Origin of the sequence: Desulfovibrio intestinalis (assembly GCF_014202345.1) — a bacterium.
GTDB lineage: Bacteria > Desulfobacterota > Desulfovibrionia > Desulfovibrionales > Desulfovibrionaceae > Desulfovibrio > Desulfovibrio intestinalis.
Genome location: NZ_JACHGO010000010.1, coordinates 26,976 through 47,612, shown reverse-complemented (window position 1 = coordinate 47,612; position 20,637 = coordinate 26,976). Strand labels below are relative to the sequence as shown.

Annotated in this window: 11 protein-coding genes; 10 read left to right on the top strand and 1 reads right to left on the bottom strand. The window is 54.1% G+C overall.

What is annotated here, in order from left to right; genetic code table 11:
* The first annotated feature begins 36 nt into the window (after positions 1-36).
* The 10 genes from HNQ38_RS13355 to HNQ38_RS13310 all read left to right on the top strand — a co-directional run bounded on the left by HNQ38_RS13355 (position 37) and on the right by HNQ38_RS13310 (position 19,464).
* Positions 37-2,193: a TonB-dependent receptor gene (locus HNQ38_RS13355; RefSeq protein WP_183722155.1), complete on the top strand. Its 2,157-nt coding sequence runs from the start codon at positions 37-39 to the stop codon at positions 2,191-2,193.
* Positions 2,194-2,269: 76 nt separating this feature from the next.
* A complete protein-coding gene (locus HNQ38_RS13350; protein ID WP_183722152.1) occupies positions 2,270-3,025 on the top strand; it encodes a thioesterase II family protein in 756 nt (251 codons plus the stop codon).
* A gap of 122 nt (positions 3,026-3,147) precedes the next feature.
* Positions 3,148-3,354, top strand: coding sequence for a hypothetical protein (locus tag HNQ38_RS13345; protein WP_183722149.1), 207 nt, complete (start codon positions 3,148-3,150; stop codon positions 3,352-3,354).
* Between the two features lie 79 nt (positions 3,355-3,433).
* Positions 3,434-6,727 (top strand): non-ribosomal peptide synthetase, encoded by a 3,294-nt coding sequence (locus HNQ38_RS13340; RefSeq protein ID WP_183722146.1) that lies wholly within the window; start codon positions 3,434-3,436, stop codon positions 6,725-6,727.
* On the top strand, positions 6,724-12,312 hold the full coding sequence (locus HNQ38_RS13335; protein ID WP_183722143.1) for a non-ribosomal peptide synthetase: 5,589 nt from the start codon (positions 6,724-6,726) through the stop codon (positions 12,310-12,312). The genes HNQ38_RS13340 and HNQ38_RS13335 overlap by 4 nt, the downstream gene beginning before the upstream one ends.
* A 73-nt stretch (positions 12,313-12,385) precedes the next feature.
* Positions 12,386-13,552 carry a saccharopine dehydrogenase NADP-binding domain-containing protein gene (locus HNQ38_RS13330; RefSeq protein WP_183722140.1) on the top strand — a complete coding sequence of 389 codons (1,167 nt, stop codon included), beginning with the start codon at positions 12,386-12,388 and terminating at the stop codon, positions 13,550-13,552.
* A 245-nt stretch (positions 13,553-13,797) separates the two neighbouring features.
* A complete protein-coding gene (locus HNQ38_RS13325) occupies positions 13,798-14,538 on the top strand; it encodes a 4'-phosphopantetheinyl transferase family protein (RefSeq protein ID WP_183722137.1) in 741 nt (246 codons plus the stop codon).
* Positions 14,539-15,031: 493 nt separating this feature from the next.
* Positions 15,032-16,801 (top strand): ABC transporter ATP-binding protein, encoded by a 1,770-nt coding sequence (locus tag HNQ38_RS13320; protein ID WP_183722134.1) that lies wholly within the window; start codon positions 15,032-15,034, stop codon positions 16,799-16,801.
* On the top strand, positions 16,798-18,546 hold the full coding sequence (locus HNQ38_RS13315) for an ABC transporter ATP-binding protein (protein WP_183722131.1): 1,749 nt from the start codon (positions 16,798-16,800) through the stop codon (positions 18,544-18,546). The genes HNQ38_RS13320 and HNQ38_RS13315 overlap by 4 nt, the downstream gene beginning before the upstream one ends.
* 285 nt (positions 18,547-18,831) lie before the next feature.
* Entirely contained in the window at positions 18,832-19,464 is a 633-nt protein-coding gene (locus HNQ38_RS13310) for a CatB-related O-acetyltransferase (RefSeq protein WP_183722128.1), read from the top strand.
* A 228-nt stretch (positions 19,465-19,692) separates the two neighbouring features.
* On the opposite strand, the gene HNQ38_RS13305 is transcribed toward HNQ38_RS13310, so the two are convergent.
* Complete coding sequence (locus HNQ38_RS13305) at positions 19,693-20,514, bottom strand: 2-amino-3,7-dideoxy-D-threo-hept-6-ulosonate synthase (protein ID WP_183722125.1); 822 nt, start codon at positions 20,512-20,514, stop codon at positions 19,693-19,695.
* Positions 20,515-20,637: the final 123 nt, after the last annotated feature.

Below are 20,637 nucleotides of genomic sequence, written 5' to 3'. Positions count from 1 at the left end.
AAGCCACGTTTCGGCAAAGCAGCGAGGAAAAGTCGTTTGAGAAAGCTGGGGGGGCTGGCTGCAGCTCTGCTTTGTTCCGCAATGCTGGCTGATCCGGCTGGCGCGCAGGAGGATTTGGCAGACAAGACTGGCGACAAGCCCTATGCACTGGATTCCATTACCGTTACCGCTCAAAAACGCGAAGAAGACGTACAGAAAATACCTATGAGCGTTGCTGTTTTTCCAGAAACCGAGCTTGAAGAAGCCGGTATCCAGAACACAGTGGAACTGCAACGGTACATCCCAAACGTTTTTGTCAAGGACTCCGGTTCCTACCAGCAGACGACCATCCGTGGCGTGGGCAGCTTTGTTACATCGCTGTACTCTGGAACAGCCATGTACATAGACGACATTAGCGTGCCCATTGTTTTCATGCAAAATCAGGATCTTTTTGACGTGGCCCGCGTTGAAGTGCTCAAAGGCCCCCAGGGCACGCTTTACGGCCGCAACAGCGAAGCTGGCGTCATCAACATCGTTACCCGCCAGCCCGACAACACTCCGCGTGGCAAGCTGTTTGGCGAATTCAGCCTGTATGACACAAACCACGGGGCCGCTCCGGGCTATCAGGTGGGCGGCAGCGCCAGCGGCCCCCTGGTGAAGGATAAACTGTTCATCAACCTGGCCGGTAAATGGAACTACGACCTCGGCGCAATCAGAAACGAGTATTCCAAGCGTGATGACGCCAATGAAATCAAGCGCATAACCGGGCGAGGGCAACTGCGCTGGACGCCCACGGACCGCCTGGATATTTCGCTGCTGGCTGACGCTGCGAACAGCCACGACAAATTCGGTTATGGGCACTACATAGATGGTCCCTTTAAAACCGACTTTCACAAAATCAGCCGTAACGACGACGACAACCGCCACTGGCGGGGCAACAGCCAAAGCTTGCGCGCCAAGTACAAGGGTGATGAGGTCGACTTTCTCTCCGTCACCGGCAGACGCTACTTTGGCGACGACTCAAAATGGGACATGGACTCTACCTCTGTTCCGCTGCCCTACATGAACGCCAGCCTGAAAGAGCACGACTACCTCTGGAGCCAGGAATTTCGTCTGAGTTCGTCCGAAAAAAGCAAAAGCCCGTTTTCGTGGCTGGCCGGTCTTTACGGATTTACGGAGCAGCTCAACGTGAACGGGGGCTCCAAAAGCGGGATGTCTGATCCCTATTATGGCACAGGCATGCTGCTGGCTGGCGACGAAAACCGCGAAACCGACATCAGCATGGGCGGATTTGCCGTCTTTGGCGAGGGCACATACACCCTCTTTGAACGCCTGCATCTGACCGCCGGTTTGCGCTACGACTACATGGATCAATGGGGTAGCCAGGACTACACGATGGACGCCACCTTTGGCGGCATGCCTATGATGGCTGACAAGAAAAACTACAAAAAACGCATTGTGGGCGCAGAATTGTTGCCCAAATTCTCAGTAGGCTTTGACGTTACCGAAAATGTTCTGGCCTACGCCACGGTTTCCAAGGGCTACCTTGCTGGCGGCTATAACTACGGCTCCGCCACGTCCAAGAGCACCCTGACCTATGACCCCGAGTACACATGGAGCTATGAAGTCGGCTTTAAAACTTCATGGCTGGACAAAAAGCTTATTGCCAACGTCGCCGCATTCTATATCGACATGCAGAACAAGCAGGCGTCAGAAGTGGTCAGCCAGGGCGTGACAAAGATATCCAACGCCGACCGTGCAAACTCAAAAGGATTCGAAGCCGAGTTGCGGGCCAGACCCCTTGAAGGTTTGGACCTGTTTGGTGGGTTTGGCTACACCGAAACTGAAATAACCACATGGCGCGACCGCGTGGACAACTACAACTATTCCGGCAACGAACTGCCCAACGTGCCGAAGTATACCTATAACCTCGGCGCCATGTACCAGCACTCAAGCGGTGTCTACGGCCGTGTTGATGTGCTCGGCACCGGACCTTTCTACCACGACGCCAAAAACGACACCAAGGAACCCGGATACGAACTGGTGAATCTGCGCCTGGGCTATCTGGCAGGCGATTTTGATGTTTCCGTATGGTGCAAGAACGCCTTTGACCGCAAATACAGAACAGTGCGGCAAGACATTTCCGGCTACGGAACCCTGGCCTTCGACGGCGACCCCCGGCAGTTTGGCGTAACGGTAGCCTACTCCTTCTAGCCACAATCAATATTTTGCGGAGCTGCGCAATACCGTGCGCAGCTCCGCTAAAACTTACAACACTCCGAATTGAATTATGAAGATACACAATAATAAATGGATTGTGACGCACCCGGCGCCTTATCCCAAGCTGCGGCTGTTCTGTTTTCCGTATGCCGGGGGCGGAGCCTCCGTGTTCAGGGAGTGGAAAAACAGGCTCGGGCCTGAAATAGAAATATGCGCCGTTCAGCTGCCCGGCAGGGAACAGCGCATCAATGAAACACCCTTCAAAGACCTGGAACAGGCCACACAGAGTCTTTGTGACGTGCTGACTCCCCACCTGAACATGCCATTTGCCTTTTTTGGGCACAGCCTTGGGGGCCTGCTCGCTTTTTCCTTGTGCCGCGAGTTGCGCCGCAGGTCTCTTCCCAGCCCCCAATGCCTTATGGTTTCTGCGTGCCGCCCGCCTCATGTGCCAGAGCCCCGGCCCATATACCATCTGCCCGACGCTGATTTTGCAGACGCCCTGCGCCGCTATGCGGGAACCCCTGATGAAGTTCTGGATAACAAAGATATCATGGCCCTGCTTTTGCCTCTTTTACGGGCTGACTTTATTCTGGCCGAAGCGTTTCAGGCCTCGGAGGAGCCCCCGCTGGATGTCAGATTGGCGGCCTTCTGCGGCACGGAAGACCCCGATGCGCCGGAATCCATCATGTCTCACTGGAAAATCCATACCAGCGGTGATTTTTCGCAGATTTCCATACTTGGAAACCATTTTTTCCTGCATGGGGCGCGTGATGAGCTCTTGCAAAGGTTGAGCATGTTTTTACGGCCTGCACTACAGGCAGCCTGACCAGTTCATTCCTGTGGTCATCTTGATGACCTTAATGAAAACAAAATTTAAATTCATATTTTATAGAGGTCCTGACTCAGGAAAGGCGCTGCCATACGGTTTCCCAGAATTTGTGCCTTATCATGAAAAACCAGCATCATGCCGGGAAAAAACGTTTTTTACTGTGCATGTTGCAAAGGGCCAATCCGGGGATTGGTGAGTGCACCGCAGCACCACTCCATAAAAACCGCGCAACAGGAGCACAGGCGGGCGAGCCACAACCTGGTATTTTGCCATCAACCGCAGGCCAATTGATGCACAAGATTATGCATACGGATGATGCCCCATAAACCGTTCACTTGTACCAGAACCGTTTTGCCTGCTGAGCAACTGTAAATCACATCACATTTATAACGACGAGAGGTATCGATGCTTTCCGAAGGCCAACGCTCACTGCTGGCTCGTCTGCTGAAACAGAAGACGGGGCAAGGACTCGCTCAAAGCTCCGACATCTCAATGCGCACGGCCCCGGCCAGCCGCCACAAGCCTTTCCCTTTGACCGATGTGCAACAAAGCTACCTTGCCGGACGCAGCGGCGGCATGGACCTGGGCAGCGTGTCCACTCATGGGTATCAAGAATTTGATATTAAGAATCTGGACGCCGCCCGCTACCAGCAGGCCTGGCGCAGCGTTATCGCAAGGCATGACATGCTGCGCACGGTCATTCATCCCGATGCGACCCAACAGGCGCTGGAAAGCGTGCCCCCCTACACGGTATCCATTCTTGACCTGCGTGGGCTGCCTGCTGCGGAACAGCAGGCAAGGCTGCACAGTGTTCGCGATGAAATGTCGCATCAGGTTCTGCCACTGGGCGTCTGGCCCATGTTTGACATACGTTTGAGCCTTCTTGACGAAGATGTAACCCGCTTGCACCTCAGCATAGATGCCCTGCTTCTGGACGCGTCAAGTTTTCCAATACTGCTACAAGATCTCAAAATATTTTATGAAAATCCTGACGCGCAGCTTCCTGAATTCAGCCTGACGTTCAGGGACTACGTGCTGAGCCTCGAATCTGGCGAAAAAAGTACAGATTTCGCAAAGGCGCAGGCTTACTGGGAAGAACGGCTGCCGGACTTTCCTCCGGCTCCCGAATTCCACCGGGAAGCAAATACGGCCACAGCAACAAGCAGCCGCTTCAGCCGCCATACTGACATATGGGATATGGAGGACTGGCGCGAATTTGAGCAGAAATCTGCGCGCCTGGGCCTTACCGGAACGTTTACCCTGCTTGCGGCTTTTACTGACGTACTCCGCCTTTGGAACCGCCACCACGATTTTGCACTCAGCATTTCTTATTTCAACAGACGCAATATCCATCCCGAAGCGGGCGTCATTCTTGGCGACTTCACCGACATTCTTCTGCTGGCCTGCCAATGCCCGCAAAACTCCACCCTGCTGGACCGGGCCAGGCTTTTACAAAGCCAGTTCTGGATGGATATGGAGCATACGGAATTTAACGGCGTCAAGGTTGTTCGTGAGCTTATGCGCTACAGGCCCAATAATAACGTCCTGATGCCGGTGGTGTTCACCAACATTCTCAAAGTCGGCGATATTGGCAAAAGCTCCACCTTGGGCGGAGAAGCGATGGAAATCAAATACTCCATCAGCCAAACCACCCAGGTGCTCATCGACTTCAGCATCTTCCAGTTCGACAACAAGGTACATATCAACTGGGACGTTGTGGAAAGCGCTTTTCCACAGGGGCAAATTGCGGCCATGTTCAAAGCCTTCACGGCATTGCTGCGCCGTATGCTCAAGGACGACAGCGTATTTTCCCTCAAGCATCCCGTGCAACTCCCTGAAGAAGACAAGAAACGGCACGCTGAAGCAAACACCACGGAAGAAGCAACCGCCGACACCTTGCTGCATGCCCTTTTTGACGGGCAGGCCCTGCTGCGGCCGGACGCCAAAGCCGTTGTCACGCCAGAAAAATGTCTGAGCTACGCGGAACTTCGCAACAGGGCTCATGCTGTGGGCAGTATGCTGCAAAGCCAGAACTGCAAGGTCGGGGAACTGGTTGCCGTAGTTATGGAAAAGGGGTGGGAGCAAATAGCCGGAGTTCTGGGAGTGCTCTACTCCGGCGCGGCCTATCTCCCCATTGACCCGGGCTTGCCGCCGGAACGCCTTCAAATGCTCATGGAAGACGCAGGCGTTCGGATTGCCCTGACCCAATCCTCTCTGCTGCAAAGCCTGACATGGCCGCAAGGGGTAAAGCCTGTTGCGGTGGATTCCCTTTCTGCGGACGCAGCAGAGGCCCCGGCGCGCGCTCCTGTCTGGAAGCAGACATCGCGCGATCTGGCCTATGTGATCTACACGTCCGGTTCCACAGGCAAGCCCAAAGGGGTCATGATCGATCACGCCGCGGCTGTAAATACCATTCTTGATATCAACAGCCGGTTTCAGATCGGGCCACAAGACAGGATGCTCAGTCTCTCCGACCTGAATTTTGACCTCTCGGTCTACGATATTTTTGGCCTGCTGGCGGCTGGCGGAACCATTGTGCTGCCAGCCCCGGACAAAACCCGTGATCCGTCCCACTGGCTTGAACTGGCGAAAAGGGAAAACGTCAGCCTGTGGAATACAGTGCCCACGCTGATGCAGATGTTCACGACCTACATCATAGACAGCCAGTGCAGCCATAAGGGCGATATCCCCGGCGGCCTGTCTCTGGTTCTGCTCAGCGGCGACTGGGTCCCGCTCTCCCTGCCCGGTGAAATCCGCTCGCTCTGGCCTGACGCGCGGGTAGTTGCACTGGGCGGCGCAACGGAGGCTTCCATCTGGTCCAACTGTTATATTGTTGGCGATGTTCCACAGAACTGGAAAAGCATACCATATGGCCGCCCATTAAAAAATCAGCGCTTTCATATTCTTAACGAGGCATTGCAGGAATGCCCGGACAATGTGCCCGGCCAGCTCTTTATTGCTGGCAAGGGTCTGGCCAGAGGCTACTGGAATGACCCGGAAAAAACTGCTTTCAGCTTCTTTCCGCACCCAGAAACGGGCGAAATTCTATACCGCACCGGCGATATTGGCCGCTGGCTCCCTGACGGAAATATGGAGTTCCTGGGCCGCAAGGATTTTCAGGTCAAGATCGGGGGACACCGTGTGGAACTTGGCGAAATTGAATCCGCTCTCACACAGTACCCCGGCGTAACTTTTGCCGTCGCCTCCTGCATCGAAAAAGGCAGAAACACAAAGCAGCTTATCTGCCATTACCTGACGGAGAAAAACAGAGATCTGGACGACAAGGCGCTTCGTGCCTTCCTGCGAAAAAAACTGCCGCACTATATGGTTCCAGGAATTTATGTGCGGCTTGATTCCATGCCGCTTCTGCCCAATGGCAAAATCAACAGACGCTCCCTGCCCATGCCGGAACAACAGGCCGACAGACAGAACAATGCACCGCCGCAGACCGATCTGGAACGCGCCATTGCAGAAATATGGATGGAGGTTATGGGCAAAACAGGCATTGGCAGGGACGACAATTTTTTCGAAATTGGCGGCAATTCATTGATCGCCATACAAATCCTGACCCTTCTCAGACGCCGCTGCAATACGGAACTGCAGCTGAGAAGTTTTTTTGATGCCCCCACGATAGCAGAACTCGCGGCAATGGTGGATGCGGCAAATCATCACGAGGACATGGAGGAAGGCGTCATATGACTGCGCAACAGCTTCTGGGACACATCGAAAAGCAGGGAGTGCGCCTCTGGGAAGAAGGCGGAGCTGTGCGGTACACCGCCCCCAAAGGCGTTATGAATAAAGATCTGCTGCGCCAGATTTCCGCCGTTAAAACGGAAATTCTGGATCTGCTCCGGGCAGAAAAAAAAGGCGGAGGAGCAGAAACCGTCATTCACCCCAGCCCACAGCAAGCGCATGATCCATTTCCCTTGAATGACATGCAGGCTGCGTATCTTGTGGGCCGGGATGAAGCCTTCGAAATAGGCAATATCGCCTGCCATGCCTATATCGAACTGCGCAAAACAGACCTGAATCTGGACAGGCTGCATGAGGCCTGGCAGGCAACCATTACACGGCACGCCATGCTGCGGGCTGTCATGTTGCCCGGCAACATGCAAAAAGTTCTGGAAAATGTGCCGCCCTACAGCATACACGTTCTGGATTTGCGGGAAGTTTCGTCCGAAGATCAGGAATTACGGCTGCAAGAGATCCGCTCCGGAATGTCGCACCATATTTTTGCCCCGGACGTATGGCCGCTGTTTGAACTCAGGGTTTCCCTGCTGCCCGGCGGCGTTGGCATCCTGCATATGGGCTTTGACCAGCTCATTGCCGACGGCTACAGCCTGCAGCTTCTTTTCCGCGATTTCCATACCTATTATGAAGGCCGCGGCGACCTGCTGCCGGAGCTTGACCTGTCTTTCAGAGACTATGTTCTGTCAGAGCAATCTCTTGAGCAGTCGGCAGAGTACCAGAAGTCAAAAAATTACTGGGAAACGCGCATTCCCTTATTGCCCGATGCGCCGCAACTGCCCCTTGCCAAAAATCCTGCGGGCATTACCAACCCCGAATTTTCACATCGCCGATTCTGCCTGCCCAAGCCGCACTGGATAAAGATCAAACAAAAGGCGGCAGAGCTGGGGCTGTCGCCCACCAGCGTGGTTCTCAGCGTATATGCCGACATTCTGGCCGCCTGGAGCGCAGAGCAGCATTTTACCCTCAACATGACCATCTTCAACCGCCTTCCCCTGCACCCGCAAATAATGGAGGTTATAGGGGAGTTCACCGCCCTCAACCTGCTTGAAGTTGACAACAGGGCGCGCGCCAGCTTTGCCGAACGGGCAAAAAATACTCAGGCCCGCTTGTGGGATGATCTGGACAACCGCTATTTCAGCGGGGTCAAAACCATCCGGGAAATGGGAAAGATCCGCCAGGCCGGGGCCTCTGCGCAAATGCCTGTGGTTTTTACCAGCACCATCGGCATCACCCCGACCGATAACGGCAACGAGTTTGGCCTGAGCAGCTTTGGCGAAGTGCTGTACTACATCACCCAAACGCCTCAGGTCTGGCTTGATAACCAGGTATTCGAGCAAGATGGCATGCTGGTTTGCAACTGGGATGCCATAGAAGAGCTGTTTCCACAGGGTTTGCTTGACGATATGTTCACGGCCTTTGAGTCGCTTTTGCTGCGCCTGGCGCAGAGCGACGCGGCATGGCTGGACACAGAAAGAAGGCTGCTGCCCGAACCACAGGTTCTGGAGCGTGTCACATTCAACGGCACCTCCTCTCCCCTGCCCGACCTGCTTCTGCACCAGCTCTTTGAACACTCTGCCGGGCGGTTTCCCAACAAGGCCGCTGTCATTACAAGCGGCCTGACCGTCACCTACGCCGAGCTGCGCCATAAAGCCCTGCGCCTAGCCCGCGAACTGCGCGGCAAGGGAGTGGAAGAAAACACTCTTGTGGCCGTTATGCTGGAAAAGGGATGGAAGCAGGTAGCCGCTGTTCTGGGAACGGCGTACGCCGGGGCCGCTTACATGCCCGTGGACCCGGCCCTTCCCGAATTACGGCGGCAAGAGCTGCTGCTGGAAGGCGGCGTTTCGCTGGCCATATGCGAAAACAGCGAGGCACAGGCCTTCGCATGGCCGGAAGGTGTAACTCCCCTTGTACCTGACGCTTTTGATATTTTTGAAGGCATTGCCGCGCCGGATATGGGCGGGCCCGGCGGTCTTGACCAGCCAGACGCGCTGTCTTCGCCTGTTCCAACCTCTTTCAACCAGTCATCCGGCACTCTGGCCTATGTCATCTTCACATCCGGCTCCACCGGAACTCCCAAGGGAGTGACTATAGACCACCGCGGAGCGGTAAACACTATTCTGGACATCAATGAGCGCTTCGGCGTCACGGAAGCGGACTCAATTCTTGGCCTCTCTTCCCTCAGCTTTGACCTCTCGGTTTACGACATCTTTGGCATCCTTGGCGCAGGTGGAACCCTTGTCATTCCCGATGCGGACAAAACCAGAGAGCCCGGGCACTGGCTGCAGCTGATGGAACGGCATGCAATCACCTGCTGGAATACGGTTCCCGCCTTGCTGCAAATGCTGTTAGGGGAATGCAAAAGCATCAAGGGCGACCTCTCTGCCCTGCGTCTGGCCATGCTCAGCGGCGACTGGATTCCGCTGGAACTGCCCGAAGATCTGCGCTCAGTGGCTCCCCATACCCGGATGGTCAGCCTGGGAGGAGCGACGGAAGCCTCCATATGGTCTGTGGCCTATCCCGTCGACCAGGTAAAGGAGGAGTGGAAAAGCATTCCTTACGGCTATCCGCTGAAAAACCAGAAACTCTACGTTTTCAATAGCGCTATGGAGCCCTGCCCGGATTTTGTCCCTGGCGACCTGTATATTGGAGGCACCGGGCTTGCTCTGGGCTACTGGAAAGATGAAGCAAGAACCAGCGAAAGTTTCATCTGCCACCCGGTAAGCGGCGAGCGCCTGTACCATACCGGAGATATGGCCAGGCACCTTCCCGGAGGAGTACTGGAATTTCTTGGCCGCAAAGATCATCAGGTAAAAATTGGCGGGTTCCGCATTGAGCTGGGAGAAATTGAAACAACGTTAAAGATGCTTGATGGCGTCAGGGAAGCCATTCTCACGGTTGACCAAGACAGCACACAAGGCAGCCGCTGCCTGCACGCCCACATTGTTCCCGCTGATGATGCCAGCAAGGACGTTGTGGCAGAAGCAAAAGACACTGTAGCGCAGGATGGAGAAATCGCCTGGCGCTCCCTTTTGCTGAACAGCCGTCACGCGGCCAGGGCATTGCCTGAAGGCGTCAAGGACATACAGGCTTTTTCCGATTTCTGGGCCAGCCTGGACGAACTTTGCCTGGCATACATGTGCCATACCCTGCGCGAAATCGGGCTTTTTACAAAAAAGGAAACCCTGACCACCCAAGAAATCATGACACGCGGGGGCGTGGCCCCTGTGCACAAAAAGCTTCTGGTGCGCTGGCTCAACGTGCTTTCCCGCGAGGGTCTGCTGGAAAAACTGGATAAAAACCTCTATCAAAGCCAGTTTGCCCTGCCTCAGGCTCCTCTTGATGCCCTTTGGAAACAGGTGCGCTCGCTAGCGCACAGTATTGGCAACAGGCACCAGTTGCTCACCTATATGGAGCGCAGTTGCACACATCTGACACAGCTCTTCCGTCAGGAGATCAATCCCCAGCAGTTGCTGTTCCCCGAAGGGGATTGGGCCGTCGCGGAAGATGTGTATCAGTATAATCCCATGAGCCAGTACTACTACTCCATTCTGAGCGCGGCTTTTGCTTCCATAGTGAAAGACCGCGATTCCGGCAAACCGCTTCGTGTTCTGGAGGTTGGCGCGGGTGTGGGCAGTTCAACCGCCGTCACCTTGCCCCTGGCTGATCCGGCGCACACCAGCTACGTCTACACCGACATTTCCACCTTCTTTCTTGAAAAGGCCAAGGATAAATTCAGCGGGTACGAGTTCATCACCTACAACCTCTTTGACATCAATAGCCCCCCGCTGCGTCAGGGATATGAAGAAAACAGCTTTGACGTAATCATCGCCAACAACGTGCTCCATAATGCCGCGAACATGAAGCAGACCATGCTCTGGCTCAACAGCCTGCTTGACCATAACGGATGCGTCCTCATCCTCGAGCAGACCGGAGCCAATTACCCGCTGCTGGTCACTATGGAGTTTCTGATCGATTTCAGCGAACTGGAAGACGAACGTGTGGAGCAGGATTCGCCCTTCCTGTCCGAAGAACGCTGGAAAGAAACACTGATCCAAAGCAGTTTTTTAAAGCAGACGGCCTTTCCCGTGCCCGGGCATCCCTGCGGCGCGCTGGGACAGCATATCCTTATGGCCCAGAACACCAGAAACGTACGTACACTGAATGAACCCGCACTGCGCGAATACCTGAAACAGCGCCTCCCGGCCTATATGCTCCCGGGCAGGTTCAGCATGCTTGAGCGGTTGCCGCTGACCCCCACGGGCAAGGTGGACCGTAAGGCTCTCGGTACGGGCGCTCGCGCACAGGTGGAAACTCCCAAGGCCTATGTGATGCCGGCAGACCCGTTTGAAGAAAAAATGGCAGCCATATGGTCCGAAGTGTTGAGCGTGGAAAAAATAAGCGCCGATGCCAATTTCTTTGAGGTAGGCGGCGACTCGCTGCTGCTGACCAAACTGCTGGCCCGTATGCGTGAGGAATTTACAGACAATGCCGTCCAGAAAGAACTGACCCTGCGCAATTTGTTTGAGCAGCCCACCCTGGCTGGCATGGCCGCAACCCTGCGCAACATGCTGGCGGGCAATAAAGAAGAAGACGATGAATTTCACACCGCCACCCCGCTGATACCCATGAAAAAAGAGGGGGATAAGGAGCCATTCTTTATCATCAGCGACGGCCGCGGGCGGCTTTTCGTCTATAAGCATCTGCGCAGACATTTTGCCTGCAACAGACCCCTGTACGGCCTGCAGGTGCATGATATCAACGCATATGTATCTTCAGGCGCCAGCATTGAAACCCTGGCGGCAAATTATATTGAGGCCATACGCGCGGTGCAGCCGCATGGCCCGTATTACCTCGGCGGATTCTGCATGGGGGGCATTATCGCCTACGAAATGGCCAGACAACTGGAATCCGCTGGGCAGGAAGTGGGCCACGTTGCTCTCATAAGCTCAATGAAGCCGCCTTTTCTGATAGATGACGACATCTTCGCTTTCTATATGCTTTGCAAGGAACTGATGATTCCTCTGGAAGAAACGGGCCTCGACATAAGCGGAGAAGAATTTAACAGCGTGGCCTCGCAGCTTTCCGACTGGGATAAAACGCATCTGCGACAAGGCGACTGGAAAAAACAGGTTCAGGGAAGCCTGAGCGAATCTTTCCTGAGCAAGTACGAACAGCTTGCTCAAATGGAAGAAATGGACCGCATCCGTCTGGCCTATGACCTCGCCATCAAGGCGGGCAACCAGTACCTCACCCGGATGACTCTTGACGATTTTGCCGGAATTTTCACCATATACCGCACAAGCGTTATTTCCGTGGCCCAATACAGGCCGGAACAGTACGGCGGCCCTGTAACCGTGTTTGCCCCCCTTGAACGCGACCCGGTGATGTCAAAATCAATGGACGTGGTTTCTCTGTGGAGTGAAAGCGGAGCCAGAAACGTGACCTTCACGGATGTTGAGGGCAGCCATGTGACATGCCTTGAAGAACCGCATGTACGCAAACTGGCTGGCCAACTTAACCGTATTCTTTCATAGCATCCCCAGAGACGGGTGAGCTGAATTTTCCAGCTCGCCCGTCTTTGCAGCACAGCAGGCACAAGGAGCTATCATGTCGCTTTACGCAAACGGCAATGACCGCCAACCGCCCCACAGCGATGCTGTCATCGGCATTTTGGGCAGTTACGGAGCCGGAGGGCAGGCTTGCCTGTCATCATTGCTGAAAAATACTTCTTTTTCATTCCGGCTTGGCGGGCGAAACTGTAAAAAAGGCATAGAAGCAGCCGCGCGGCTGAACGGCCGGGGGTGTTACGCACAGGTAGACGCACTGGATGAAAATTCTGTTCTGTCTTTTGCCGAAGGTTGTGACCTGCTTATCAATTGCGCTGGCCCTTCCCGCCTCATTCTGGATACCGTGGGCAAGGCCGCCTGCAAGACTGGTTGCCATTACATAGACCTGGCCGGGGACGAAGTGGTTTTTGACAGGCTCGCGCCTATGCACGACGTCCTGCGCGAAAAAAACCAGGTTTTCGTCCTTTCAGCAGGCATTTTTCCCGGTTTGTCTGGCCTGTTTGCGGCATATTGGGCAGAAAAGGAGTTTGATTCTGTCCACAGTATGCGCATGTCCTTCATCAATTGTGGCGAATCCATGTCGCAGACGGCCGCTTACGACATTGTGTACAGCCTCAAGGACGGATACGGCCAGGGCATGGTCTGCCGTAAAGACGGAAAGATCGTTAAAAGCAGTGAAGGCCCGCACTTTGCGGATGTGCGCTTTGCACGCGGCAAATTTCTGCTTTATCCAAGTTTCAATCATGAATTCCAGCATGTTGCAGAACGATACGCCATCGGCAACGCAAAGCTGTATGTCTTTATGCCCCCGGCCACCATGCAGACGCTCTTTCAGATCAGGTCCGACGAATCCTGGCAGACAGAGGAACAAACCGCCGCATCTGTGCAAAAACTGGTGCGAGCTTCCGAGACCGATTGCCAGGCAACAGCACCACACACATGCTATATGCTCAGTATGGAAGGCGAATCTTCAGGCGAGCCCAAAAAGCTTGAAGCAACACTTGCATGGCAGGGTTCAAGCGTGAAGCTGATAGGAGAAATCGTCGCCATTACCGCACGCCAAATCCTTGCAGGGCTTCTTTCCGGGGGGCGACACCTGCTCTGTTCCGGAATGGACGGCAACCATTTTATCCAGCAGCTTTGCACAACCCAGAACGGACCGGAAATGACATGGCACACGGAAACTCTGGACTGCGGCGTTATCTGACACAGCTTCACGTTGAAAGCGCAGATTCACTCTAAGGTTGCTCTGGCGGCTCCCCGGTTAGAGGCGGCGTAAACGCAACACATTGGCAAATCCCAACTGCCTCCCCTTCATGCGTGCAGTACTGGGTAAGGTAATTTTCATAACTATCCAGCTCTGTGCATACCCGGCAAGGCAACCAGATGACGTGTGAAACAAATTTTTCGAGCTACCGCTTTTTTCAAATACCACGCGGCGTCATACGGTGCATGGGTCTGCGTATTGACCAGGAAATCCAGTGGAGCAAGGCTTGCCGGCCTTACGTTACAAAGAACGAACTGGATAAGTCCGCGCGCTTCAGGCATAGCGCAGATGCCGTACGCCACATAGCCGGACGGGCGCTTGTACGGCGAATGCTTGAGGCTGCAGGCCACAAAAAATTCGACGACGATTTTTTTCTGAATCCTTACGGCAAACCCTACAGTCCGGGTTCGGGGCTGCATTTTTCCATTTCTCATTCAGGCAGCATGGTTTGGGCGGCATTTTGCCGCGAAGCCCCGGTGGGCATAGATGTGGAAAGTCAACTTACTCTCCCGGACCTGGCGGATCTTGCCACACAGCTGCACCCGCGCGAAGCACAGGCTATAGACAGTTTTTCGCCTGAAGAGCGCACCGCTGCATTTTACCGCTGCTGGACACGCAAGGAGGCCGTGCTCAAAGCCCTTGGAAAAGGCTTGAGTTTGCCCCTGAACAGCTTTCAGGTGCGCGTTGATTCCAGCGATACGAACTGGCTTGTGCTCCCGCCCGACGAGGACTGCCGCGCGGAGGCAGGTAAGAATCAGCACGCGCCGGAGCATGGCTGCGGCCAGGAGGAAGATTTCAGCAAGCAAGGGGCTGCACCAGCAACGTGGACGAGCCAAGACGTATGGTGCGCGGGAGGATACCAGTGCAGCGTTGCCGCACTGGCTTCGGGGCTTGAGGTAGACCTGTGTGTTATTACAGATCCATAACATAGTGTAACACTACTTTTATAAATTAAGAATCAATTGCATTTACTCTATATATGTTAAATATTTTGTAATGTTACTAATGTATTTCCCCCTGAAGACATTCTTTCTTTTGCTTGTGCAATAGTCGTATCCAAATTGGAACCTGACTAAATTGAAAAAGAAATTGACATTCAATATTAATCAGAGCAATACTCCAGCTTGCTCATATTTTTCCCAGTTATACCAGAGGGCGGGGCAATTTAATTTTGCAATTGCCCTGGTGCCTGCGTGAATAACGCCTGTCCCGATGGCACAACACAATTCATTCGTGCTGTTAAACGCTGTAACAAACATGCCTTGAACTTTGAGAAATCATACTCTCAAGGCCGATCAAAACTAAGGATAAAAGCTGCCCATACTCCGTTACGGATTACGCGGCAACATGTATCACGCCATGTGGCAGGTTCTCTTCAAATCAGAGAGCCAAAACTTCGTCCACGGAGGTATCAAGTGCATGCGCGCCAGTAATAGCAGTTTGGGAAGCCTTTTTCAGATGGTTGGGGCCCACAAGGGCAAAATGGCATTGGCCTGCATCTTTTCATTATTGACCCAGTTATTGGGTATCGCGCCATTTATCATCCTGTATTTTCTCATTGACCGTTTGGCCGCTGGCGGGGCAGAGGCCGCCAGTCCCGGCATGGTTTGGCCATTCATTGGCGCGGCCGTTGTCTGCCTTGTCTTCAAGTATGTTTTTTCAGGCCTGTCCTCGACGCTTTCTCACGCTTCTGCATACGATATTCTTTATGATCTGCGCATTGCCATCGCAGAAAGGCTGCCACGGCTGCCGCTGGGCTTTTTCAACCAGACCGCCAGCGGGCAGATCAAAAAAGTCATGCTTGAAGACGTGGAGCAGATGGAAATTTTTATAGGGCACAACCTGCCGGACCTTGTGGGCAGTTTTCTCTACCTGCTGCTTTCCATGGGTGTTTTGTTCTGCGTTGACTGGCGGCTTGCCATCCTTTCCATATGCCTTCTTCCTATTGGCATCGTCGCACAGGCTTTGACCGTTTCACGAAACAAGGACATGCGCGGCAAGTACTTCACTGCCAATGAAAATGCCAATGCCGCCATGGTTCAGTACATTCAGGGAATGCCTATCATAAAAGCATTTACCCGCACGGAAAGTTCATTCAAGGCATACGCGGACAGCGTTTCGGAATGCGCCTATTACGAGGCGGAGATGTGCAAGCGCTGGTCCACGCCCATGACGATTTTCACCATGTGCATCAATGCCAACATGCTGCTCATTCTGCCCGTGGGCGCGTTGATGTACCTCAACGGCTCCATCACGCTTTCGGTGCTTCTTCTGTTCTTGCTTATGGGCCTTGGCCTCGGCGCCACCCTGCACCAGCTCATGACCCTGGGGTCTTTTCTCGAACACCAGGTCGAGGGCCGCAAACGCATAGACTACCTGTTGTCTTACCCCACCTTGCCAGAGACAACACAGCCCCTCAAACCGGCAGACAGCAGCGTTGGCCTTAAGGATGTTTCCTTTGCCTATGCCGAACAGGAAGTACTGCGTAATGTGAGCGTTAACTTGAATCCCGGGCAATTTCTGGCCCTGGTGGGACCGTCGGGGGCGGGCAAAAGTACGTTGGCCCGGCTTATTCCCCGATTCTGGGATGTAAAAAGCGGTTCCATAAGCCTGGGTGGAGCAGACATCCGCAACATGACCATGGACGACCTGATGGATCATGTTTCCTTTGTTTTTCAGGATATCTTTCTTTTCAACGACACAATTGAAGCCAATCTGCGCATCGGCAAGGCCGACGCAACCAAAGAAGAAATTGAGGCCGCAGCCAAAATGGCGCAATGCCACGACTTCATCATGTCGCTTGAAGGCGGATATGCTCATGTTGTCGGGGAAAAGGGTTCCGTCATTTCCGGAGGAGAAAAGCAGCGCATCTGCATTGCCAGGGCACTGCTCAAAAATTCTCCGGTGCTGGTGCTGGACGAAGCCACGGCTTTTATTGACCCCGAAAACGAGGCAAAAATCCAAAAAGCCCTTAATGCCCTTGTGCGGGACAAGACATTGATCGTCGTTGCCCACCGCCTCTCCACCATCACGTCTGCTGATGAAATCATGGTTCTTGACGGTGGGGCCGTGGTAGCCAGGGGCACACACGAACACCTGCTGGAGACAAATCCCCTGTATCAAAAAATGTGGGCAGCGCACATGTCCAGTAAAGACTGGAACCTTACCGCCACGGAGGCATTGGCATGATCCGCCTGATAAAACGAATTCTGGCCATTGTTCCGACTATCCGCTCCCAGATGTACCGGGCGGCGCTGCTTAAAGCCCTTGAAACCCTGTTTATGGGCATCCCCTACGGCATTCTGATTTTTATGCTGCATGACCTGCTTTCTGGCAGCCTTACCGCCAGTAACGTGGGTTTCTATACCGTGGGCATTGCCCTCAGCTACATTGCCCAGGGCATTTTTTGCTGGCTGTTCACCAGAGCGGCATACCCGGCCGGAACCGAATTGTGCGAAAAAATCCGTGTAAAAATCGGCGCACATTTACGCACATTGCCCATGAGCTACTTTTCCCGCAAAAATGCGGGCGATACCACGGCGCTTGTGTCTGATGAGCTGGTGATGCTGACTCTTTTGCCCCGCATGGCCTTTCCCCAATTTATCTGCGCAATGGTGATGCCCATCGTGCTGGCTCCCTTTCTGTTTTCTGTGGACTGGCGGCTGGCCGTTGCGGCACTGGTGCCAGTGCCGCTGGCTATTCCCCTGCTCAAGAAATGCCAGCAGGCATTGAGCAAAGGCATGCGTAAACGCAGCGATTCCCTTGTTACCATCAGTTCCAGCGTCATCCAGTATGTGCAGGGAATGGAGGTCGTCAAAGGTTTCAAGCAGGGGGGCGAACGCTTTCGGTCTTTTGCCGCGGCACTGGCCCGGTTCAAGCGCGACAACCTTGCCCTGGTTTTCAGCACCACCCCTCTGATGCTGGCTTTTCAGGCCCTGCTTGACCTGGGTTTCATCATTCTGCTTGTTTTTGGCGCATATCTTTTCCTGGGGGGCGAAACCAGCCTGTTCGCATACCTTACCTTTCTTGTGCTTGGGCTCAGGCTTTATGAACCCATCAAGGCATTGGGCAGCGTATATGAAGTCACCCAGTCAGCCGAAGTAACCCTTGACCGCATTGAAGCCCTTTTGAAAGAAAAGCCGCTGAAAGAAGGTACAGAGGTTGCCCCGCGCGAAGATGTGGGCATTGACTTCAACAAGGTCTCCTTTTCCTATGACCAAAATCCGGTGCTGCAGGATGTTTCATTCAAAATTCCCGCCCGAAAAATCACCGCCATTGTCGGCCCGTCAGGCGCAGGCAAAACAACCATCCTGCGCCTTATAGCCAGATTCTGGGACGTGGACAGCGGCGAGATTTCCCTTGGCGGCGTGCCCGCGCAAAAGCTTACTGCCGAATCCCTGTTCAGCAGTCTCAGCATGGTGTTTCAGGATGTCTATCTGTTTCGCGGCACAGTGTTTGAAAACATTGCTTTTGGTTCGCCTGAAGCTTCGCCCGAAGCAGTTTACACGGCTGCCCGCATGGCTCGCTGCCACGATTTCATCACCGGCCTGCCCCAAGGGTATGAAACGCAGGTTGGCGAGGCTGGAGCCACACTTTCCGGCGGTGAAAAGCAAAGAATATCCATTGCGCGGGCTATTCTGAAAGATACCCCGATCGTGCTGCTGGATGAGGCGACAGCCTCGGTTGACCCAGAGAATGAAAGCCAGATCCAGATAGCCATCAATGCTCTTGTTCGCACAAAAACCGTTGTGCTGGTGGCGCATCGCCTGGCCACGGTTACCAGTGCCGACCAGATAGTTGTTCTGGACGGCAAGGGCGGCATTGAAGGCACGGGCAGGCATGAATCTTTGCTTGAAACCAGCCCGCTGTACCAACGGCTGTGGAACAGCCGTCAGGAAGCCCAAAGCTGGAAGGTAGGAGCCCCCGCCAGCTGATCTGCGGATTCCCCATACGTTTCAACAACTCCCGCCCTGTTGGAACAGGGAGCGCGAACCGCTCCTTGTTCCAACTCACTCTGAGGCAACCAACAAACAGGCAACCATCCCATCGCCGTGGATATAAAGCTGTCCTGCCTGTGGCCCGGCGGAAGCTTCAATTGTCTCACACAAAACGTAACAGAACAGTCGTTGTTTTACCGCTCTTGCCGGAAAAACTCCCTGAAAGGCAAAACCCCCTGGTTCATGGCCGCGGTGAACACAAAATGTCATACCGGAGGAAAGATGTACGGCCCTTCCCCCTTGACCATAAAGCCCATGGCGGCTGCGCCTAGCGTGCGGTTTTTGAAAAACATCACAACAAATCCCAATATCATTGCGGGCGACTATACCCTTGTGCATTTGCCGGACGGAGTGGACGACTTTGAACGCTTTGTGCTTTATCACTACCCCTTTATGGGAGATAAGCTCATATTCGGCAAATTTTGCGGCATTGCCCGGGAAGTCAAATTCATCATGAACGGCTCGCACCACAAGATGACCGGAATTTCCACGTATCCTTTTCATATTCTTGCCAATGGGTGGGAGAAGGTCACGCCACCCATTTCTGAACTGCCCATGAAGGGTGATACGGTTATTGAAAATGACGTGTGGATTGGTTTCAACTCGGTTATCAGGCCGGGCATCCGCATAGGAAACGGAGCGTGCGTGGCCTCATGCTCAATGGTGACAAAAGATGTACCGCCCTATTCCATTGTTGGCGGCAATCCGGCCAAGCTTATCCGCATGCGTTTTTCCGACGAGGAAATCGACATATTGCAAAATATCGCATGGTGGGATTGGCCTGCTGACAAACTGACGGAACACCTTGAACTGATTGTTAATGGCGATGTGATGGCCCTGGCAAAAGTTGCCTGAGCCGAGTGATTTTCACGTTTAATGGCAGGGCAATCCGGGCAGTCTGAATAAATAAGGCTGCCCTTTTTAACGCGGTTATGTGACAGGCAAGTCCCTGCATTCAACCGCGATGGTACTGAAATAGCCGTGGCTCCTGCCGGAGCCACGGCTATTTATTGCATGCTTTCCTGAATAACATGGACGCACGCAGGCAGGTACGAGCACGCTTGCAGGCCAGCCGCACTTAGGTCACGCAACAGAAATCTGCGGCCCTGGTCTTGCCAGTAAGGCCAAACCTTCTTCTGCAGTTTTGTTGCCGTGCACAATGCCCCTCAACGCTTTAAGCAGCGCTTTGCGCCGGGGATGCTGGAAGACGTTACGTCCCACGGACAAACCAGATGCGCCTGCCCTGATTGCATCTGCCGCCATGTGCAAAAACTCGTGATCCGACGACATGCGCTTTCCGCCAGCAATGACCACAGGCACGCCGCACGCTTTTACTACATCAGTAAACGCGCCAGCTTCATCCGTGTAGGGCACTTTGACAATATCGGCTCCCAGTTCCATACCCACGCGTGCGCAGTGGGCGACCACTTCAGGCGCATGAGCATTTTTAATATGTGGGCCACGCGCATATATCATGGCAAGCAGGGGCATGCCCCAACTGTCACACGATTCCGCGGTCCTGCCTATATCCACCAGCATTCGGCGTTCTTCAACATCCCCCAGATTGACATGCACTGAAACAGCATCGGCCCCGAGCCGCAAAGCCTCTTCTACCGACCCCACAAGCGCCTTGCTGTTGCAAAGAGGCGACAGGTCGGTAGAGGCAGAGAGATGCATTATCAAAGCCGCGCGCCTTCTACCTGCTGGATGCCCCTGCCGCACAAGCCCTTTGTGCAGAACCAGCGCATCCGCACCTCCGGCAACCATATCCTTCATGGTTTCCCGCGCATCTGTCAGTCCCTGTATGGCTCCAGATGTTGTTCCGTGATCCATAGGCACAATGAGCGTCCGGTTGGAGCTTTCATCCATAATACGGGAAAGACGAGTTCTTTTACCTGTATTCATAGCCGCTTTCCTGTGTGGCAGCCCTGCCGCCCTGCCAGACGACCAGACTGACTGGTAAGAGCGTGTTGTGTGGAGGCATCGGACAAACTTGTTAACGACCCTTGCAGAACGCGCAGCTCGGCA